We start from the raw sequence: 15,858 nt of genomic DNA on the forward strand, positions 1-15,858 counted from the left end.
TACAAACTTTATATCCTGACGTCAAGACTATTTAGAGAAATCAGTAAGTTTTGTACTAAAAGTGAACTTAAATTTAGAGCGGGATATTCATGATATTTAAAATTACTTATACAGCTTTTTAGATAAGTCAGTATATAATATGTAATTTCTCGATTTAGGAAAGCATAATTGCCTAAATCCAGGAGAAATCAGCATTAAATTTTAGACTAGATTAGTTCCATAGTAATCAGAAATCTAAGAAAAGAAAACCGTGTACATCGTTTGCACACGATGCACACGATTGATTAACAATACGGTTACATAAATCTCAAATTTTTGATACGTCAATTTATTATATAACATCTTGACTGTTTCGCAAGACACAATAATTGTAATTTGTATACAAATTTATATCATAAGGATAATTGAAGGTAAATTTGACTGTAAGTTTAGGGTCACAAAGCTTGCGATAAAGATGGTTAAAATGAGAAGCAACATAAATTCAAGCTTAAATATTGTGATTAAATCTGCAACTACTTTCCCTTTTTTCCGCCTTTTCCAAATTACAGCTCTTAAAAATAACAAAATAATTATGACAAAGGCATTTACAAGTAATGCAATTCCCCAAGTTGTGCCTATGAAATCTATATTGGGAGAAAGCAAATACACTCTTCCACTGCAAAGAATTATTAATAAAAGAATGCTTAAAAAAGCAGCTTTGTTGAAAAAACGTAAAAAGTATTTTATATAAAGTCTTTGCTTTCGCCAAAATAATAGGATAAATACAATGCCTGCTGCCCAAAAGGATACTACAAAAAGCTGGATAATATTTAATCCCACTAAAATATAATTTGCTGAATTCATTTCATCTATATATCCACTTATACCTTTTATGATGCCTATTAAGATAACCCAAAAATAATTAAATAATTGATTTTTAAATAAAAATATTAATCCAATTATGGAAATAAGGAAGGAAGCAAATAATAACTTTCCGATATTCGTTCCAATTAGCAAAACTAATTTATCAAGTATCTCGTAGAAAGAAGAAGCTTCCAAATAGATAAAAAGTATAGTTAGTATGCCTAACAAGTGAAGAATCTGAAAAAACCTACCATAAAGTACATATTTTTTTCTAAGTTCAAAGGAATACGTCCGAACAATTTGCCAGAGAAGTGCCCAGCCTATCATCAAAAATAATCCTAGAAAATAAATGCTTTTCGAAGTTATTGACAAAAGCTGTTCTGTCAGTTGTCGTTTCTCCCCATCTTGCACTACCATTGTCCCAGGGGCATCTTCCAGATGATCTATACTTCCTGTAATAGCAACTGACGAATCCAGCGCTGCTACCTGGCTCCCTTCTACCTGAAAGCCCATTGTAACAAATAACAAGCCAATTAATAATAAGCAACTAGATAGTCTAAAAATTTTGTGAGTCAATTTTCATTCCCCTTTATTACTACTTATTTTATTCACGAATTTTATTTTGGGGAGCAAAAATCCAATTGATTGCTTATAAATTAGCATTTTAAAAAGAATTTCTCTAAAAGAGGAAAAATGAGGTCGAGAGATACAAATAATCTCATATTCGGGGCGATTTCACATAAACACTTAAATAAAAAAGCAAAAGGATAGGTCGAGTTTAATACCCACCTATCCTTTCGTTTGTTTTGTAGGAGCCGAGAATACAAATTCTAGTTTTTCGTTCACTAGCTTCAGCTTGGCTTTTCCTTTTTTCCCGCTTTTCCATGTAAATCGAATTTCTCTTGTTTCTTTTCCTGTTAATAATTTTTTTGCATCAGTTGGGGTAATTTTCCCCTTCATGATCATCTTGCTGATAAAGAATTTACAAGCTTTATTGGAACAAGTATAGCCCTTGAAGCCTTCTACAACTGGTTGTCCACACTTTAGACATTTGCCTACTACGACAACTTGTTTTTCTGCCACACTCATATCTAAGCAGATAAAACCATCAGTCGTTTGCTTCACGTATGTGAGCATTTCTTTATAAAATTGGCTTGAGCTTAGCTGTCCATCCACTATATCCTTAAGCTTTTTACTCCAAATGGCTGTTAGTTCTGGGGAAACAATATCATGCTTTCCAATGCTCTGTATAACATCGATACCAAATTGAGTTGCTTTAAAGGACTTTCCTTCTCGAGCAATCATCCCTATTGATATTAGCTTTTCAATAATTTCCGCGCGGGTTGCAGAGGTACCAATTCCCTCAGCATCCTTGAGAACTTTCTGAAGCTCCTTGTCTTCGATAAACCGTCCTGCATGGAACATAGCATCCAATAGTGTGCTATCTGTATACCTTGCAGGTGGCTCTGTCATTTTTGACAAGATTTTTGCATCCCTTATAGGAAGCTCCATATTTACCTGAAGCGTTGGTAAAGGTGTCTCCTGTTTCTTTTTGAAAGCATCATATAAAACAGTATAGCCCTTTTCAATGACCATATTGCCATTTGCTTTGAAAAACACATCATTCGATTGCAAAACAACCGCCGTTTTATCGATTACGTAAGCAGGCATAAAGATTGCTAATAATCTTCTCGCAATTAAATGATAGATTTTTGATTCTTGTGGTGATAGCTTTTTCCTTCCAATCGCTACCTCTGTGACGGTAATGGCATGGTGATCTGTTAATTTTTTATCATCAACATACTTTTTCGAACGGATTGTCTTTTGAATATTATCTGGGCGACTTATTAAATTTTGAACAGTTGAACCGTACTCTTCTAAAGTTGCAAGAGACTGTAGATTTTCCCTAATATTTTGGGCAAAGGCTGTTGGCAAATGCTTGGACTCCGTACGAGGATAAGTAATTAGTTTTTTCTCATACAAGCTTTGAGCAATTTTTAAGGTTTCAGAGGAAGTAAAGCCAAAAAACTTATTTGCCTCCTTTTGCAGTTCTAGCAAGGAATGTAATGGTGGTGCACTTATTGTTTTTCGTTCTGTTTTAATATCTCGAACTACAGCACCTTGTCCAATTCTTGAAATTACCGCACGTGCTTCTTCTAAATTCTTCAGCTTATTTTCATTAGTTTCTGGATTAAACCACATAGCTTTGAACTGGCCTAAATCCAGCTCAATTTGGAAATAAGGTTCAGGCTTAAATTGTAAAATCTCTAGTTCTCTTTTCACTACAATTGCTAGAGTCGGGGTCATCACTCGACCAATTTTAATGATGCGTCCACCCTTAACAGTCGCAGCTCTTGTAAGATTTAGACCAATCAGCCAATCAAAAATCGAACGATACATTGCCGCATTTCGCAAATTACGAATTAATAGATCCTGTTCATCTATTAAATTTAATAGTGCCTTTGAAATCGCACCATCTGTCGTTTGTGATGTCCAAAACCGTTTCACTGGTAGCTTACAACCAGCCCGCTTATAGAAGGAATAAAAAATATTTTCTCCTTCCATTCCAGCATCACAGGCGTTAATGATAAAATCATATCGATTCGTTTTTAAAATTTGTTCAATCTCTTTATATACCTTATAGGCTGATTTTTTCACTCGAAATTCATAGCGTTCTGGAATCATCGGTAATACGTTCAAATCCCACTTTTTCCACTCCGACTTATATTCATGTGGCTCCTTCAATTCTACGACGTGACCGACAAAGGACGTAAAATCAATTTCAAAAGGAAGCTGCATCTTTTTATATACTTTCTGGATATCACGCATGAGAGACGGTTTTTCTGCGATAAGTAATCCTTTCATTAGCAGATCCCCCCTTTCACTTAATAATATAAAAAATAGCTCCATTTTTTAAGTGTAATTGCGAAAATAATTTTTTGGGCACTTTTTGCCAGTTTAACGCGACTTAATCATATGATAGACTTTCATTATCAGCATTTTCCAAAAAAGAAGTAATTTTGGTAAAATCAATCGCTGGTTAGAAGGTGAAGAGAATTAAGAAATTTGGTTTTTTATTGATTATTTTAACAGTTGTATTATTAGCTGGTTGTGTGAAAGAAGAAACCTTGGAGGAATACTTTCATAAAGAAATGACGAAAAATTTGGATGCCGAAGTAGTTAAAGAAACAAATTATTCTTATGCTCTTGTGCATCAGGAACTAAATGTAGTTCATGAAAACGATGGGATTGCTATTTTCACTCAAAACTCTACAGACGGAGAACAAATATATATAGCTTATATGGAGAAAGAAAAGGGAATCTGGAATTGGAGGCAATCAAGGGGAGCTGAGTGGGATACTCCTGTAAAGTGGTCTGCAATGCACCAATCTCCTTACATTTATTCTGGTGCAATAAGCGACAACGCCATAAAAAAAGTGTATGCCGGTGATATCCAAGCGAAAATCATTCAAATTGAAGGCGATAAAAGGTTTTGGTACGCCAATAGCAGTGAAAAAGATGTTGAAGTCAAAATGGAAATGCTAGATGGAACTCAGCAGGTGGTTGATAAAGTTGACGTAGAGATGCTGAAGAATTGGAATTTCGAAGACAGCGAATAGATGCTCAGCATTTTTTTTACAAAGTATGGGGACCTTTAAAGTAATAGGCTCCCCATTTTAATGTAATCTGTATTGGATTAGTTGGCTGTTCTTCCCACAATATTCCTCACTACCATTTCTACTAATTTCCTGGAAGCCTAGCTTTTCCAGCATTTTTCTGGAACGGATATTCGCTTCATGTGTTTCTGCACTAAATGTTGATATCCTCATATTCGTTGTAGCATAATCCATCAAAAGTTTTGCAGCAGCGAAGCCAATCCCTTTCCCCCATAACCTACTTTCACCAATTGCAAGACCAAGCTCAGCAGATTTACCCTTTATACAAGCCAAGTCTGCATAACCTACCAAGTCCCCATTGACCTCTATACCCAATCTTATAAATTCATCAGTAGCATTATTTACGCATCGAAGCCACCAACTATAAAGCTCTTCTGGACTTCGATTTAACTCCCAACCATTTGCTAGACAAAAAGATGTATCCTTACTCCATTTCAAAACAGCTTCAAAATCTTCATCGGTTATCTGCCGCAGCTTTATGCTATAGGGTGAACTATACGTATCCATATCTTGCCTCCCATCTAATTTAATATGAAGCTCTATGACTATCATCCGCTCACCCTCATTACGGAAAGTTAACTTTCCATAAAAGTTATAGACAAAAAAGTGAATGATCTCAATCTCCTAGATCATCCTCTATTTCTATGACGATAAAAACTTATCAAATCTTACCTTGTTCAATATGGTTCGCAAATTCGTTTAGAAAAGTGCGAAGTCCTTTTCTAAATTCAATTACCACCGCTCTATCTTTAAATAGTAAAAGATTTTCTTTTTTTCTTAAAATGTCCTCTAAGCTCCAGGACAGGAATTTAGGGTTTATTTTTTTGTCTGTTTTTTGCTCTAAGTAATACAAATAATTCGTTTTAAAAATCCATCTCATTGTAAACGGTGCTGGTCGACCAGTGAATTGAACCTGATCCCTATTAGCTACCTTAATAAGCTTTTCATAAAACTCTGAGTCCCCTATATAATTAACGTAAACTCGATACGGTAATTCAGCGTTTTGATCCTCTTCTACCATTACTTTAAATTCATATGCTGCTGTATTATTTTTCAATTTGTCCCTTCCTTTTCAATAACTAGGTTAGATACATAAAATATATCATAAACAAGAGGGGACTTAACGGCTTTTGTCGCATTATCTTTCTTTTGAAAACGCTTCATTTTTCTTACTATTCAGAATTACAAATGGTATAATAAGGTAAGAACTTTTTCTGAAACGGAGATGGTTAGGGTGAAGTATTTTAAATATGCAATTTCTGGTATATTAGTAGGAATATTCATCGTTCCAATAGTTTTTAATTGGTTAGCAATTCCACTGTTCGACCAAGTGCTTTACATGTTATTTGGAGAGCCAGATAACCCATTAAGCATAAGTTTAGCCATCATTTTCACTTTAGGGATTATTACATTAGCCATCCTCTTACCTATATCAAGAAAAAAAGCGGATACTTAAGTCTTCTACCTCACTGACGAAGTGAGGTATTTATTTTGAATTCTAATTTCACTCCGCTTCAGGGTAGAATTTCTTATCCCAAAAATAGTATTGGCTAGCCACTTCGTCTGTAAGCTTGTAGAAATATAGACTGACTTGTTCGTCATTTGCAGCACCGAGATCGTTGCTTGTAGCATCAATATGTCGCCAGCCCTCATCCGTTTTTACTAGATTCCATGCATGGGCTGTATTATTATCAGACTCAGTAAGATAACCGACTACAAACTGACTTTCTATTCCCGCTTTTTCCAATAGCATTTGCATAGCAATTGCATAGGCCTGACATACCCCTTCCCCCAACACAAAGAATCCATAAGGAGAATGGTAACGGAAATCTCCTCCATCCACATATTCTATCTGCTCAATGACCGCTCGATGAATAATTGAGATTTTCTCATCATTTGTTTTCCCATCTAATTCAAGACCAGTGTAAAACTCTTCTAATTTTGGTTTAATCGTTGCCATTTCAATATTATTCGTTGTATAGAGTACGTTAAAGTGTATAAAATATTTGCCTTCCACTGCTTCTACCATTCCATATTGTAGATAAGGGACTGTTGCTAAAATCATCGGACTGCTATAATACGCATCCGCTACCATTTGTTCTAAATTTTCCAACGCAGTTCCAGAATAGGCTATAAGAAAACGAAGATCATAATCTAGCATAGCTGATTGAATCGTTTCCTTAAGTGTTGCTTCATCCTTTGCTTCCATGATTGAGCCATATGTATTCCGGACATACCTCTCATCATCAAATAACTCTATAAGTGTTTTCCCTTCCGTTTCACTAGCCAACCTATTTACGGGTATATCAATAAAATCAGAAGTCATATGAAACCATTCATAATTATCCGGATCCTGTTTCACTACCGCCTCATCAGCTACCACAGGGATTACTTCGTTTTCATCCTCTGTACATCCTACTAGTAGCACAGCTCCTAAAATAAAAAATAGCTTTTTAACTTTGTCTAATATCTTAAGCCCACCTTCCCTTAATTGAGTAAGATCAATCAATTATAGCTATTTAAATCATACTATCATTTTCAAGTTTTTTCCTTATTTTTTATAATTTTAGTGATAATTCTCTTTATGCGTTTTGATTGTGGATGTATTTAGGTGAATTAGGAATTGAGCTAAAAAAAAACGCTTGAAATAAGCGTTTTTTCTCGGGAGGAGCTATCTTAGCAATCCTTGCTATTATTTTTCACTAAAAAATAGGCCGTGATCCAGGAGGTAACAGGTATTACAGCTGTTACTCCAATTGCAGCACACAGAATTGTTATCATTTCCGAGCTAAAAATTTTTGAATTGACGATTTCACCAAGTGAGTAAGATAAATCTTTAAACCATATCAGGAGTGCTAGGTAGGCACCGAAAAAGGCAAAGAATAATGTATTTGTACTTGTACCTAAGATGTCTCTGCCGATACTAAGTCCAAAGGCGAATAATTCTTTTCGACTTATGTCGGGATGATGATACTGCATTTCGCGCATGGGCGATGCAATAGCCATGGCCGCATCAGTAATGGCACCAATTGTACTCATGATTATTACTGAAACAGCAATTTTCACAAAATCAATTCCGATTAAAAAGGAAAACATGCCCATTTCTTCGGTTTCCTCTTCACCAAAGCCCTGAATCATTGCATTGTTCGTAATGATGCTTATAAAAACGACTAGAATCAAGGTAGTGATCATCGTTGAGATAAAGGCAGTCTTTGTTTTTTTGTTCACTTCATTAATATAAAAAAGATTGATGCAGCTAATGGCTACACATGCAATCATGGTTAAAATGATAGAGTTAATATCAGGAACATTCATAAAAAAGAGTGTTACGATAATAACCCCAAAATTAAGAAATAAAGCGATAAATGACCTTACGCCTTTTCTTCCTCCAATCAGACTCATTAATAGGAATAATATTCCTGCTAACAATACTAATACATTCATTGTCTTGCCCTCTTTCTATTTACAAAAAATATCGTCGTATAGAGTCCAATTGGGATAGTGAGTACAATCCCAATTCCTCCTGCCAATGCTCGAGCCAATTCTAAAGATAGATTTAAGGAAAGAGTATAGCCAAATGGAGACGCATTTTTAAAATAGAGAATAAGCATAGGAATTGAACCACTCACATAAGCAAAAAATAAAATATTGGTCATCGTTCCCATAATATCTTTTCCAATTTCCATTCCCGAATGAATCAGTGCCTTAACGGAAATATTATTATCCTTCTCATACAGCCCAAAAATAGAGGAGGACATTGTAATAGCTACATCCATCACTGCACCAAGAGACCCTATGAATAGTCCTGCCATAAATACCGTTTTATAGGGTCGAGTTATAAATTGTAATTCCTCATATCGAAGACCATGCTCTCCGGTTACCAATAATGCTAGATAAGTAATGAGAAGTGAACTAAAGGTTCCGAGTAATGTGGCTATAATGGCTGCATATGTCTTCTCATTCAAGCCATTTACGAGTAATAAAGAAATTACAGTAAATAAAATAATACTTATACTGCAAATCAATATCAGACTCCGCTCAGAATTATTGATATATAAATCCAATGCGTAAGATAAAATCACAGCATTCACAACTAAGCTAATAATCGACAATAGCCCCTGCCGTCTACCAACAAGCAGTAAAACAAAAATGAAGACCCATGCAATCATGACCAAATATTTATCACGCTTGACACCCGTAATAGTTCCCGTTCGCTCCGAACCTGCTGCAATTTTTTCATCGATTTTGATAAATAACTCATTGCCAGCTTCAAACTTATGGTCAAGTGCTTTGGAATCCGAAAATTCATTAACTAATTGAATCTCTGTACCTTTGTCTTTCCCATTCATCAATTCTGCTACGAGATGTTGGACATGTACAGCATCTGTATTATTATTTAAATCCTCTATTTCTGTTGATTCTACTATATTTGTTTTAACAACCTTAGCTATTGGTTCTTCATAAAATGAATAGTTATTATGTACAAAAATAAGCGAGCCTACAAAGGAGCATAGTAGTAGGATGATAAAAATTTTATGTTTGTAAGTCATCTTGTCATAGATGTTTTTAAATGTATGCATGCTTAAAACCTCCTACAAAATCATATCTCAACAAAGTAAATGATGTATAGCTTAAAGTCCTGTTTACATGAAAACGTAGAAGCAAATGAAAATAGCCCAAGGAATTCTCCAGGGGCTTGGCTTTTCAATATTTTCTTATCCTCCTAAAATTGTTCAGCCTTCACCTACCTTGTAGTCAATTGTATTTGCAATTTGCACAAGTACATCGGCTGTAACTATATTTGCCACGTCCTTATCTATGCTAAAGATATATTGCCAATTTTCTCTTTCAAATATTAAGAGGTTAAATCCAAGAGCTGCCTTCTCAGAATAAAATGCATCCTTCCCATTCTCTAGCTTCAATGACTTTAAACCATGTTCTTCTCTAAATGGTATCTTATACTTAATAGGTCTAACTTCGATTTTGAAATGGTGCTGAGGATTTTGATCACTAATCATGGTCAATTCAAAATGATCATTCATTTCCCCATCCGCATCAGTAAACCTACCAAAGTGGTGTGTGAATTGAATTGGAGGAATTCTAAGTGGAAGCTTTAGCTCCTCTTTAAAATGCTTTTCAAACTCTCTTGCTGCTGCCTCTGCTGACTTATAACCGAAACTAGGAAGAATTTCTTCTAAAGGCTGAGGAGAATCACTTGAATTAGCTAAAGTAGTTTTATAACTTAGCCCACCTAGAATAGCTACGAGCAATAATACGATAAGCGGAAACTTGAGTCTCAATATAAACGCTCCTAATTGTATTTAGGATTATTTTCTACTATTTAAAAGGAAATATTCACTTTATGAATATCAATTTAATACATAAATTTCCAAAATCGATTATAATGAGCTAAAAGGCTTAAATAGGTGATCGAATGAAAAATATCAAATCCTCAAATTTTTTATTTATCTTAGGTGTATTTATTTTGGTTTCTGCTTATTTGATTCAATTAGTAATTACTTCTGATATACCTGTCATTTTCTCAATTTCTGAAGCGATTTTTTTACAGCTAGTTTTATTTATTTCTACTGTCTTATTTATTTTCGCTTCAATTTTACTTTCTAAAAAAAGTACACGCTATGTTGTTATAGCTATGTTCACTCTCATATTCGTGGTTACCTTATCAAGCTTCTTAACCGATACTGATGCAGAGTACTTTACTGTTTCATATGCACTCCTTACACTTCCCTTTGTGCTACAGCCTCTACTGCTTGTATTATTAAATGGATTTTTAATAATTAAATTTAGAAAAGTCACGGAGTAATCGAATCAGATCTTTTTTTCTATTCCAGAGATTTTTTCATTTCAAGCAAACATAATTCCTTTACAAATTGGGAAACTTAATATCGTTAAAATTATATGATTTTAAAGGGAGAACTAATGAAAAGAAACTACTTTAGATACCTTTTACTGCTTTCAAGTGTTTTGCTGGTGTTAGGTTTATTTGCTGATGCTTCAAAGGCGCGTTCTTCAAAAATGACGAAGGATGAGCTATTTAGAGCCATTGAAAAATACAGTGAAGAAAATAATCGAGAGCCAGTCGATGCAAAAGTCGATTCAATCTGGAAGGCAATACCTGGTTATAATGGGCGTACAGTAGACATTACAGCCAGTTATAAGAAAATGAAGTCAAAAGGTAAGTTTGACGAAAAAAAAATCGTTTATAAGGTAATTCCACCGAAATTCCATTTAGATGATATAGAAAACCAGCCCATCTATAGAGGAAATTCTCAAAAGCCGATGATTGCTTTCTTGATTAATGTAGCCTGGGGGAACGAATATATTCCAGGGATTCTCGAAGCATTAGAAAAACATGATACGAAGGCTACCTTTTTCTTTGATGGTAGCTGGGTGAAGAAGAATCCTGATGTAGCTAAACAGATTAATGACGCAGGACATGAGATTGGAAATCATGCTTATAGTCACCCAGACCTCCAGCAGCGTTCTTTGGAAGAAACAAAAATGGAATTAGTGAAAACAAGTAAGGTAATCGAAGAAACTATTGGAATTAGACCGAAATGGTTTGCTCCCCCTAGTGGAAGCTTTAACGATACAACGGTAAAGGTTGCAGAGCAATTAGAGATGAAAACAATTCTATGGACAGTCGATACGGTGGATTGGAAAAAGCCGGCTGCTGCTGAAATGGTTAATCGAGTAGTATCTAAAGTAGACAATGGCTCCATGATTCTCATGCATCCTACACAGCCTGTTGCTGAAGGGATGGAATCAATGATTAAACAAATTAAAGAAAAAGGCTATAAACTAGGTACTGTTAGTGAGCTTATGAGTGAGGAACGAATCGATTAGAAGCTGAAAGCGTTAGATAAAGCCTAAAGCTAGTTGGAGTTTACTTTTTAAAGTAAACTCCTCTTTTTAATGGACCACAAAAGCGCGGTTTATTAAATAAAGTAACTCGAACATTACAGAGTATTTTCTTTAAATGATAGCCCTAATTCTTTTAATGAGCTTCTTAAAATAGGCAAGGATGCTGGTCCAATTCCATGGATTTTTAATATTTCTTTTTCAGAGTACTTCGATAGTTCCTGCAAGGTCTCAATCCCATCGTGGAGCAATGCATTTCTGGCAGGTGAACTAAGTTTTGAAAGAAACCCAAATTCAGGCCTATTCTCATCATTACATTTTGGACAGCTTTGACACTCGCTACTTTTGTAAAACTTATGTCCCTTTACACAAACCCTTAAGCTTTTTTCTGCTTTCAAAATAATTCCTCCAAACCGATCCTTTATTCAATTCTAACCTACAGTGATAAATGAATTGTATTATCTCTAGCAAACCTCCAAAATAGTTCAGAACAATTATAGGTTTATTGAGTACCTTCAAATTCATAAAATGCAGGTATTTTGTGAGTTTCTGGATTGATTCTTAGCATGTCAAATAAATGTGCCATGAGTTCTCTAGCAGTTTCAATATCAACCCACTTCACTTCTTCAATCTCACCATCAGGGTCATTAATATTTATTTCTCCTCCAATGATTTTGGCAAAGAAAGTGACGATTAAAGCATGGTGATTTTTTTTATCAAAAAACACCTCTCTTAATGAACTTAAACCAGCAACCTCTATAGTAAAACCAGTTTCCTCACTTACCTCTCGAACGACAGCCTCCTCTAACGTCTCTCCGCTTTCAACTGCGCCTCCTGGAAGTCCCCAATAAAATGAATCCCCTTTTCGATTTTTTACCAACAAAATATTTCCTTGAACATCGTAGATTAAAGCTGATACAACATCTATACGTTTCAAATGAACTCCCCCAAATAATTTAAATTATTCACTCTTATTTAAACGAAGCAACTCTTCAATTAGAACCCCATTAATTTTCAAACCCTTGATATTACAATTATTATTAGTCACCAGGTCCATTACTTAGTGAATCAGATGTCCAGCCGCCCCATTTTTTAGCGTGATCATCAAAAGCTCGTTTTTGTATATCTGTTAAAAGTTCTATATCAGATAATTCAGCTCTTACTAGATTAACTTCATTAACTATATTGTTAAGCATATTTATTTTGTCTCCTTTAACTTAAATAAAATTTTCATTAGATTCTTAATGGAAATCTATGTAACATATATTTAATGACATTAGAAAGGATGTTTTCAAAATGTTTTATCGAAGAAAGTTTTATATTGTTAAGAGTGAATTTGTTGAAATATTTAACGATCATTTTAACAATACAAATCTACCTAATCAGTTAAATCATGGCTCGCGACTAGTAGGTAGATGGATGAAAGACAACAAAAACAATACTGTTGAAATTTTTGCTATTTGGGAATATGACAGTTACGAAGATTATGAGCAAATTGAGCACAAAATAAGAAATGATATAGCTCATGTCCAAATGGTTAAAGACTGGTATGAAAGCAATGGTGGTAGAGATTATGTACTTAGCAATTTCATACTTGAAGTTAAAAATGAAGTTCTTATGTCTACTATTAAATAATTTCAATTTATATAAGATACTCTCTATTTTTAGTAATCTAATTTCAAAGAGAGTATCTTATCTTGTTTTACCTACAATTTTGCTCCTTCACCTTTTAGTAAATTCAAATGCATTAAGCCCTTATCGACCGAAGTCTCAATATAGCCAACTATCTGCTGCAAGGCAAAAACATTTAAGGGCTCATTAATCATTTCCTCGTTATAATCCATGTCACTGAATATATAAGGAATGAAATGCTTAATTTCGTTCGATTTGACCTCTACTATGTCAATAATGGCAGGAAACTCATTTAAGCCTGATTTTAATTCATCTGTAAAATCGTAATAGTCAAGTAATTTACCATTCAATAATCGAAAATCGTTATGATATTGTGTGAATATTTCTTTATCAGCTTCCATTCTGTTTCTCAGCCATGGCAAAAAGAATCCTTTCAGCCATATGTCATCGGCTATTAAATGAGTATAGTAGCCTAAAATATAATAGTTTTCATTATGCAAATAATACTTACGCAGGAATCCTTCAAAATCCACAAATCTTGTATAATCCTTTACTTCTCCATTAAAGCAATGTGACAAATCTTTATTTGACACAGCATCCGGTGCAATGCTACCCAGTAGAAATGCTTTTTTGTAATCGCCGTTTATCGCTAATTGTTCAGCAATCTTATTTCCAATGATTAAGTGCATGATTCTTGAACCCATATTTTCACCATCCTTCTCCATATACTTTTCACTCGATTTTTAAGACCAGAAACTACTCATGCCTAAAATCAAACTTTTCGTTCGGTACTTTCAACTTATGGCCATTAATCTCGACTTCGTTATTAGAGATCCAATTGATATGAGCTGTATCCTCGCGGTAATTCCAATAGATATTTTTGGATTTATGCTCTTTTTCATTAAATACAAGCTCTCCGCGGACAGCATAAGCTACTGTAGCACCACCGTTTGTCACGTATGCCTTTACTGTATATTTACCATCGGGAGAGGTTTCTCCAGTCAGAAATTCCCCTGTTGCTAATCGATCCATATCATAGAACGCCCAGTAAATTGCATAGCCTATTAAAGAGATAAATAGTAAGAAAACAATTAGAAATCCTAGAAGTATTTTTTTATAAACTCGCTTTTTCTTATTCACAAGAGCTATCTCGCTTATTGTCAACTCACTCATCCTCTAAAAAATATTGTCATATTTGCGGCCGCTCGGTATTACATATATATAATTTATCAAACAGATTCGAATCTATTTATTTAATCGTTATATCAAAAATATAAGTAAGCTTCCCTTCAGCCCACCCAGCAGTGACCTCATAAATATATGTCCCCGCTTCGGCAGGGATAGGAATTTCATTTCCTGTCATTTCGATTGCCTCAAATTCCCCTTCTTCATCCCATTGGTCAACAATGATAGATGAAGGGTTTTGATCAATTTCAATTGTCAAACTATCCTCTTTATCAACCTCAATCGTATCGAACTCTTCTGCTAATTCATTAATATCCGGTGAGTCCAATTTTCTAATTTCAAAATCCTCTTCCACCCATTCAAACTCACTAACCAGCATTGGATATTCATTATCATTCATCACTACTTTGCCCTGTGGCTGTTCATATGTATTAGCCGGCGTAAGCTTATTACAACCAGAGAGAATAATAGCTAGAATAAGAATCATCATTTTTTTCATTACTTTTCGCTCCTTAACCCATAAACAATGCACTCGAGTTCTTTCCAACTACATTTTTAAAGTTAATATTTTACAATTCAATTATATAATATCCAACGCTATAAATGTTTAAATGTTGCGTAAAATCTAACAATTCAACCAGAAATAGGTTATTCTTGTATTGTGCAAAAAACTGGAAGGGGTTATGTGATGGCAAGCAATATTAACCTTAGAATTATCATTATTGTTCTCGCATTTCTAAATGTGTCCTATATTGGTATCGAAGTAATTAAAAATAATATACGTGTACCTTTTTTAACTGTAGGCGAATTGCCTCAGGCTATCTATTTTAAGCTAGAACGACTAAATCTAGTGACGAGTTTTCTAGAGTTTTGTATAGCGAGTTGTTTAATTTGCGGGATTTTATTTGTGGTTTATCAACAAAGGGGAAATATTAAACTGTTCATTGGTGGAATTGTTGCAATTTTGTTCGTTCTGATTATAGCAAGTTTTTTAGTTTCAATGTTTTTCAATGCTCCATTAGGAAATTTAATGCAACAGTTTTTAAGCCAAATAGCGATTCTAATACTTTTCGGATTCTATGTTTTACTGGCTCCTATCTTTAAAAAGAAAACCGTATTTGAAAGCTGAAGTAAGGATAGCTTAGATAGAATCACTTGTATTCTCCCGATAGAATTGCAACAAGAGCTTGGAGTACTTGGCAATGGAGAAATATTGTCTAATGGGCTATTGGTGATATGAGGCTCTTTTAGCATTGAATAATAAAGCAGGTGAATTATGAAGAAATATCAAACAACTATATTAATAATAATTATGGCGATTGTGTCAATTGGAATAAATGTTTGGCCGAACTATGAAAGAATTTCAAAAGAAGAAGCTGAAGAAATTGCATTGGCTGAAGCTAAATCCTCAGGATATGATTCTGCTACCCTATGGACAGAATTTGAACAGGAAACTTATAAGGCGTACGTATATTCAAGTAAATATAATAAAGACATAAAAATTTGGAAAGTATCAATAGATACAGATGAGCATCCCGACATTTTAAACACACCTGCTTTAGTTTATTTTATAAGTAGGGATACGGGTGAAGTGATTGCATTAATTAATGCAGTAGAGTAGCGTGGAGGAAATTTAAAA

General features: G+C 34.4%; 21 protein-coding genes. 7 read left to right on the top strand and 14 right to left on the bottom strand.

Annotation, left to right across the window (positions count from 1 at the left end):
- Positions 1–387: 387 nt before the first annotated feature.
- Both BJ095_RS07315 and BJ095_RS07320 read right to left on the bottom strand, forming a co-directional pair.
- Positions 388–1,419, bottom strand: coding sequence for a hypothetical protein (locus BJ095_RS07315; protein WP_107934499.1), 1,032 nt, complete (start codon positions 1,417–1,419; stop codon positions 388–390).
- Positions 1,420–1,632: 213 nt separating this feature from the next.
- Entirely contained in the window at positions 1,633–3,708 is a 2,076-nt protein-coding gene (locus BJ095_RS07320) for a DNA topoisomerase (protein ID WP_181417986.1), read from the bottom strand.
- 212 nt (positions 3,709–3,920) lie between these two features.
- Between BJ095_RS07320 and BJ095_RS07325 the strand changes: the two genes are divergently transcribed.
- On the top strand, positions 3,921–4,463 hold the full coding sequence (locus BJ095_RS07325; RefSeq protein WP_235867603.1) for a hypothetical protein: 543 nt from the start codon (positions 3,921–3,923) through the stop codon (positions 4,461–4,463).
- 57 nt (positions 4,464–4,520) lie between these two features.
- Here the strand turns inward: BJ095_RS07325 and BJ095_RS07330 are convergent, their stop codons facing one another.
- On the bottom strand, positions 4,521–5,027 hold the full coding sequence (locus BJ095_RS07330; RefSeq protein WP_107934531.1) for a GNAT family N-acetyltransferase: 507 nt from the start codon (positions 5,025–5,027) through the stop codon (positions 4,521–4,523).
- A gap of 154 nt (positions 5,028–5,181) precedes the next feature.
- The gene (locus BJ095_RS07335; RefSeq protein WP_107934497.1) at positions 5,182–5,577 is read right to left on the bottom strand and encodes a hypothetical protein; all 396 of its coding nucleotides are present in this window, start codon (positions 5,575–5,577) and stop codon (positions 5,182–5,184) included.
- 177 nt (positions 5,578–5,754) lie between these two features.
- On the opposite strand from BJ095_RS07335, the gene BJ095_RS07340 reads away from it, so the two are divergent.
- Positions 5,755–5,976 carry a hypothetical protein gene (locus BJ095_RS07340; RefSeq protein ID WP_107934496.1) on the top strand — a complete coding sequence of 74 codons (222 nt, stop codon included), beginning with the start codon at positions 5,755–5,757 and terminating at the stop codon, positions 5,974–5,976.
- Positions 5,977–6,024: 48 nt separating this feature from the next.
- On the opposite strand, the gene BJ095_RS07345 is transcribed toward BJ095_RS07340, so the two are convergent.
- The 4 genes from BJ095_RS07345 to BJ095_RS07360 form a co-directional block, all read right to left on the bottom strand.
- Positions 6,025–7,029 carry a transglutaminase domain-containing protein gene (locus BJ095_RS07345; protein WP_107934495.1) on the bottom strand — a complete coding sequence of 335 codons (1,005 nt, stop codon included), beginning with the start codon at positions 7,027–7,029 and terminating at the stop codon, positions 6,025–6,027.
- 167 nt (positions 7,030–7,196) lie between these two features.
- Positions 7,197–7,964 carry a YibE/F family protein gene (locus BJ095_RS07350; RefSeq protein WP_107934494.1) on the bottom strand — a complete coding sequence of 256 codons (768 nt, stop codon included), beginning with the start codon at positions 7,962–7,964 and terminating at the stop codon, positions 7,197–7,199.
- Positions 7,961–9,100, bottom strand: coding sequence for a YibE/F family protein (locus BJ095_RS07355; protein WP_107934493.1), 1,140 nt, complete (start codon positions 9,098–9,100; stop codon positions 7,961–7,963). The genes BJ095_RS07350 and BJ095_RS07355 overlap by 4 nt, the downstream gene beginning before the upstream one ends.
- A gap of 153 nt (positions 9,101–9,253) precedes the next feature.
- Positions 9,254–9,820: a hypothetical protein gene (locus BJ095_RS07360; protein WP_107934492.1), complete on the bottom strand. Its 567-nt coding sequence runs from the start codon at positions 9,818–9,820 to the stop codon at positions 9,254–9,256.
- Between the two features lie 134 nt (positions 9,821–9,954).
- On the opposite strand from BJ095_RS07360, the gene BJ095_RS07365 reads away from it, so the two are divergent.
- Together BJ095_RS07365 and BJ095_RS07370 are read left to right on the top strand one after the other, a co-directional pair.
- Complete coding sequence (locus tag BJ095_RS07365) at positions 9,955–10,344, top strand: hypothetical protein (RefSeq protein ID WP_107934491.1); 390 nt, start codon at positions 9,955–9,957, stop codon at positions 10,342–10,344.
- A gap of 116 nt (positions 10,345–10,460) precedes the next feature.
- On the top strand, positions 10,461–11,387 hold the full coding sequence (locus tag BJ095_RS07370) for a polysaccharide deacetylase family protein (protein WP_107934490.1): 927 nt from the start codon (positions 10,461–10,463) through the stop codon (positions 11,385–11,387).
- Between the two features lie 113 nt (positions 11,388–11,500).
- On the opposite strand, the gene BJ095_RS07375 is transcribed toward BJ095_RS07370, so the two are convergent.
- From BJ095_RS07375 to BJ095_RS18990, 3 genes are all read right to left on the bottom strand, one after another.
- Positions 11,501–11,800: an RNA polymerase alpha subunit C-terminal domain-containing protein gene (locus BJ095_RS07375; RefSeq protein ID WP_107934489.1), complete on the bottom strand. Its 300-nt coding sequence runs from the start codon at positions 11,798–11,800 to the stop codon at positions 11,501–11,503.
- A gap of 104 nt (positions 11,801–11,904) precedes the next feature.
- On the bottom strand, positions 11,905–12,339 hold the full coding sequence (locus BJ095_RS07380) for an NUDIX domain-containing protein (protein ID WP_107934488.1): 435 nt from the start codon (positions 12,337–12,339) through the stop codon (positions 11,905–11,907).
- Positions 12,340–12,442: 103 nt separating this feature from the next.
- Positions 12,443–12,598 (bottom strand): hypothetical protein, encoded by a 156-nt coding sequence (locus BJ095_RS18990; protein ID WP_181417987.1) that lies wholly within the window; start codon positions 12,596–12,598, stop codon positions 12,443–12,445.
- 100 nt (positions 12,599–12,698) lie between these two features.
- Here BJ095_RS18990 and BJ095_RS07385 point away from each other — a divergent pair, with 100 nt between their 5' ends.
- Entirely contained in the window at positions 12,699–13,037 is a 339-nt protein-coding gene (locus BJ095_RS07385; protein WP_107934487.1) for an NIPSNAP family protein, read from the top strand.
- Positions 13,038–13,108: 71 nt separating this feature from the next.
- Here BJ095_RS07385 and BJ095_RS07390 read toward each other — a convergent pair whose 3' ends face one another.
- The 3 genes from BJ095_RS07390 to BJ095_RS07400 form a co-directional block, all read right to left on the bottom strand.
- Positions 13,109–13,738, bottom strand: coding sequence for a zinc dependent phospholipase C family protein (locus BJ095_RS07390; protein ID WP_107934530.1), 630 nt, complete (start codon positions 13,736–13,738; stop codon positions 13,109–13,111).
- Positions 13,739–13,790: 52 nt separating this feature from the next.
- The gene (locus tag BJ095_RS07395) at positions 13,791–14,207 is read right to left on the bottom strand and encodes a DUF5412 domain-containing protein (protein WP_107934486.1); all 417 of its coding nucleotides are present in this window, start codon (positions 14,205–14,207) and stop codon (positions 13,791–13,793) included.
- Between the two features lie 76 nt (positions 14,208–14,283).
- A complete protein-coding gene (locus BJ095_RS07400; RefSeq protein ID WP_107934485.1) occupies positions 14,284–14,718 on the bottom strand; it encodes a hypothetical protein in 435 nt (144 codons plus the stop codon).
- A gap of 189 nt (positions 14,719–14,907) precedes the next feature.
- On the opposite strand from BJ095_RS07400, the gene BJ095_RS07405 reads away from it, so the two are divergent.
- Positions 14,908–15,348 carry a hypothetical protein gene (locus BJ095_RS07405; protein ID WP_107934484.1) on the top strand — a complete coding sequence of 147 codons (441 nt, stop codon included), beginning with the start codon at positions 14,908–14,910 and terminating at the stop codon, positions 15,346–15,348.
- Between the two features lie 147 nt (positions 15,349–15,495).
- Positions 15,496–15,840, top strand: coding sequence for a hypothetical protein (locus BJ095_RS07410; RefSeq protein ID WP_107934483.1), 345 nt, complete (start codon positions 15,496–15,498; stop codon positions 15,838–15,840).
- Positions 15,841–15,858 lie beyond the last annotated feature (18 nt).

This window comes from Ureibacillus chungkukjangi, assembly GCF_003217295.1.
GTDB classification, from domain to species: Bacteria; Bacillota; Bacilli; order Bacillales_A; family Planococcaceae; genus Ureibacillus; species Ureibacillus chungkukjangi.